The sequence below is a fragment of the Streptomyces hygroscopicus subsp. hygroscopicus genome, from assembly GCF_001553455.1.
GTDB classification, from domain to species: domain Bacteria; phylum Actinomycetota; class Actinomycetes; order Streptomycetales; family Streptomycetaceae; genus Streptomyces; species Streptomyces hygroscopicus.
Genome location: NZ_BBOX01000572.1, coordinates 1 through 3921, shown reverse-complemented (window position 1 = coordinate 3921; position 3921 = coordinate 1). Strand labels below are relative to the sequence as shown.

Below are 3921 nucleotides of genomic sequence, written 5' to 3'. Positions count from 1 at the left end.
GGGCGCGGGCCTCGGCGGCGCTGGGCGTGGCGAGCCGCGCGCCGGGCACGGGCTGCTCACCGCGCGGATGCGGATCCCAGACCAGGGGCGCCCGGCGCGCTGCCGCGCCGAGTTGCTGGCGCAGCGCGGTGGCCGTGCCACGGCCGTAGTCGGCGACCAGGACGGCGCGGGCGTCCCGGAGGGCGGCAAGGGCGGCCCGGCCGGGGATGCCGGGGGTGCCGCCGCCGCGGTCGACCCGGACGAGCGGACGGCCCTCGGCGCGCACCCGGGTCTTGACCGGCAGGGTGCCCGCCAGCGGCAGCTCGACCAGCTCCACCCGCGGGGTCAGCGCGTTCCGTACGGTCTGGCTCACGGCGTCGTCGCCCAACGCCGTGACCAGGACGACCTCGCGGCCCTGGCGCGCGGCGAGCATGGCGACGAGTCCCGCTCCCCCGGGGCGGCTCCGGTCGACGGCCACGTCGACGACGGGGACCGGGGCGTCCGGCGCGAGGCGGCTGGCCTCGCCGTCGATGTCCTGGTCCAGCAGGGCGTCTCCGACGACGACGAGAGGTCGCGGGGCGGCGCTCATGCTCACCTCCGATCAAGGGAGACGGACGGTCGGGGACGGCGGATGGTCGGGGCCAAGGGTCAGGCGGTCAGGGGAACGGACGGTCAGGGGGCGGGTGGTCAGGGGGCGGGCGGTCGACCGGGCGATCGGTCGAGGGGGACGTGGGCGCGGCCTGCGACCGGGACGGGGACGGATACGGATACGGCACCGCCGCCCCGTCCACCGGCACCACCGGTCCAGCCACCGGCACCGCCGGTCCAGCCACCGGCACCGCCGGTCCGGCCACCGGCACCGCCGGTCCGGCCGGTGGCGCGTCCACCGCCCCGTCCACCGCCCCGTCCAGGGCACCGTCCACCGCCCCGTCCAAGGCACCGTCGTCCAAGGCACCGTCCCCGACGCCTGCCCCGTCCAGCGGCGTGTCCTCGGACGCACGGCTCTCGTGGTCGAAGGTCTCGCACAGCAGGTGCAGGGCCACCAGGTGCGACTCCTGGACGGTCGCGGTGGAGCCGGAGCCGATGCACAGGGCCTCGTCGGCGCGGAAGGCCAGCGGGTTGGGGCGCGGGCCGGTCATGGCCCAGACCCGCAGTCCGGCGGCCCGGCCGGTGTCGGCGGCGGCCAGCAGATTGGGGCTGCGTCCGGAGGTGGACATCAGCAGCAGCACATCGCCCGGCCTGCCGTGCGCGGCCACCTGGCGGGCGTACAGCTCCTCGAAGCCGTAGTCGTTGCCGATGGCGGTGAGGGAGGAGGTGTCGGCGTGCAGGGCGATGGCCGAGTAGGCGGGCCGCTCCCGCTGGTAGCGGCCGACGAGTTCGGCGGTGAGGTGCTGGGCCTGGGCGGCGCTGCCGCCGTTGCCCGCGGCCAGCAGCCGGCCGCCGACAGGGAGGGTGGCGGCGAGGTGGCGGCCCCACTGGGCCACCTGTTCCAGGCCGTGTTCACGCAGGGACACCAGCGCGTCCTGAAGCGCCTGGCAGTGGGCGTGGGCGGCGCGCAGCGGGTCGGCCGCGGCCGTCCCCGTCCGGCCCTGGCCGGGTCCGGGCGGCTGGTGGCCGGGGTCGGGCGGACGGTAGCCGGGGTCGGGCGGACGGTGCCCGAGGTCGGGCGGACGGTGCCCGAGGTCGGATGGCCGGTAGCCGGGGTCGGGCGGCCGGCGGCCGGGGTCGGATGGCCGGTAGCCGGGGTCGGATGGCCGGTAGCCGGGGTCGGATGGCCGGCAGCCGGGGTCGGGCGGCCGGTAGCCGGGGTCGGGCGGCCGGCAGCCGGGGGGCTGGGGCCGCCGGTCGCGGGCGTTCATGCCGCCTCCGTGACGGGTGCCGGGCGCGGGGTCAGGACGTCGTGGTAGGCGGCCTCGGTGGCGGCGGCCACCCGCTCCCAGCTGTAGCGGGTCAGCACCCGTCGGCGGCCCGCCGCACCGCAGGCCGCGCGCACCGCGGGGCGGGCCAGGAGCGCGGCGGCGGCCTCGGCGAGGGCGACCGGGTCGCGGGGCGGGACCAGCCGGCCGGTGCCGGGGTCGGCGACGGTGTCGCGCTGGCCGCCGACGGCGGAGGCGACGACGGGCGTTCCGCAGCTCATGGCCTCCAGCGGGACGATCCCGAAGGGCTCGTAGTCGGCGGGGCACAGGACGAGGTCGGCGGCGCGCAGCAGGGCGGGTATCCGGTCCGGTGGCAGTCCGCCGGTGAGCCGGACCCGGTCGGCCACGCCCATGCGGTCGGCGAGGCGCCGCAGCCGCCGCGCCTCGGAATCGCGGTCCAGCCGGGCGGACGGCGGACCTCCGGCGATGACGAGTTCGGCGTCCGGCAGCAGGGTGAGCGCGGCGATGGAGACGGCGGCCCCCTTGCGCGGTACGAGCCGCCCGATCTGCGCCAGCAGGGCCCGTCGGGCCGGGCGGGGCGCCGCCGGGCCGGACGGGGTGAACAGGCGCGGGTCGACACCGCAGGGCACGACGGTGATCCGGTGCGGGTCCAGGCCCAGGGCGGCCAGTTCGCCGACCTCGTCGCGGCAGGTGGCCACGATCCGGTCGCAGCCCTCGCCGACGGCCGTCTCCCAGGCGACGCGGTCCGGGGGGCTGGTGTCGGCGTCCCCCTGGTGGCGCCGCTTGACGGTGCCGAGCGCGTGGTAGGTGTGCGCGAGCGGCAGCCCGAGTGCGCGGGCGGCCTGGAGCGAGGCGATACCGGACATCCAGAAGTGGGAGTGGACGAGGTCGGGTGGCGCACCGGCCCACTCGCGTTCCAGATACGCGCCGAAGCCCGGCATGTACGGCAGGAGGTCGTCCTTGGGCAGCGGGCGGGCGGGTCCGGCGGGCACGTGCCGCACCTCGACGCCCGCGCGCAGGGGGACGCTCGGGGGCAGGCCGGGGGCGTCGCGGCGGGTGTAGACCCGGACCCGGTGGCCGCGGTCGGCGAGGGCCCCCGCGAGCCGGGCGACATGGACGTTCTGGCCGCCGGCGTCCACCCCGCCGAGCACGGCGAGCGGGCTGGCGTGCTCCGAGACGAGCGCGATGTCCAGCGACTCGGTCGGCCCCGGCGGCCCGGTCGGCCCCGTCGCCCCCGTCGGCCCCGTCGCCCCCGTCAACCCCGTCGGCCCCATCGGCTCAGCCGGTCCGGTCGGTGCGGTCGGCTCGGTCGGTCGGATCGGTGCGGTCGGTGCGGTCGGTCGGGTCGGCTCGGTCGGTCCCGTCGGTCCGTGGCGCGGAGTCATCGGGTCACCTCCTCCATCAGCCGCTCCCAGTCGTCGAGGAAGCGTTTGAGTCCGTAGCCGTCGAGCGCCGCCCGGCGGGCCCGCGCCCCGTCCTCGGCGGCGGCGTCGGGGTCCGCCAGATAGCCGCGTGCCGCGCGGGCGAGCACCTCGGGGCGGGTGGAGAGCACCCCGGCCCCGGCCGGTACCGCCTCGACGGCCTCGGTGGTGGCCAGGGCGACGACCGGCATACCCAGGTGCATGGCCTCCAGGAGGGACAGCCCGAGCGAGGTCCAGCGCACCGGGTGCAGATACAGCCGGCGCCGCGCCATCGCGGTGTGCAGTTCGGCCTGGGGCAGGTCGTGGGCGCGGCAGCGGTCGGCGGGCAGGCCGAGGTGGCGGGCGAGCCCCTCGGTGCGCATGCCGAAGACGTCGAGCGGGGCGGCCGTGCCGAGGGCGGGCAGCAGATCGGTTCCGGTGTGGCGGCCGCGCCGGATCGGTTCGTTGACGACGACGGCGGCGCGGGCCAGCTCCCCGGTGTAGCGGTGTCCGGGGTCGACGACGCCGTGTGCGATGACGATGGTGGGGGCTCGTCCGCTGTCCCAGAAGAGCCGGTTGAAGTGGGTGACGTGGACCAGGGTGAGGTCGTCGCGGTCGGCGCAGGGGTGGCGGGTGCCGGGGACGTCCCCGTCCGGGGCGTTGTG

General features: G+C 77.9%; 2 protein-coding genes and 2 pseudogenes. All 4 read right to left on the bottom strand.

Annotated features, from left to right (window positions below; all coding sequences use genetic code 11):
- A pseudogene (locus AXW62_RS38795) lies at positions 1-568 on the bottom strand (D-beta-D-heptose 1-phosphate adenosyltransferase); the annotation flags it as partial.
- A gap of 421 nt (positions 569-989) precedes the next feature.
- A pseudogene (locus AXW62_RS47350) lies at positions 990-1538 on the bottom strand (D-sedoheptulose-7-phosphate isomerase); the annotation flags it as partial.
- Between the two features lie 296 nt (positions 1539-1834).
- The gene (locus tag AXW62_RS38785; RefSeq protein ID WP_060948470.1) at positions 1835-3049 is read right to left on the bottom strand and encodes a glycosyltransferase; all 1215 of its coding nucleotides are present in this window, start codon (positions 3047-3049) and stop codon (positions 1835-1837) included.
- Between the two features lie 188 nt (positions 3050-3237).
- Positions 3238-3921, bottom strand: a 684-nt coding sequence (locus tag AXW62_RS38780) for a glycosyltransferase (protein ID WP_060948469.1), incomplete at its 5' end; no start/stop codon positions are given.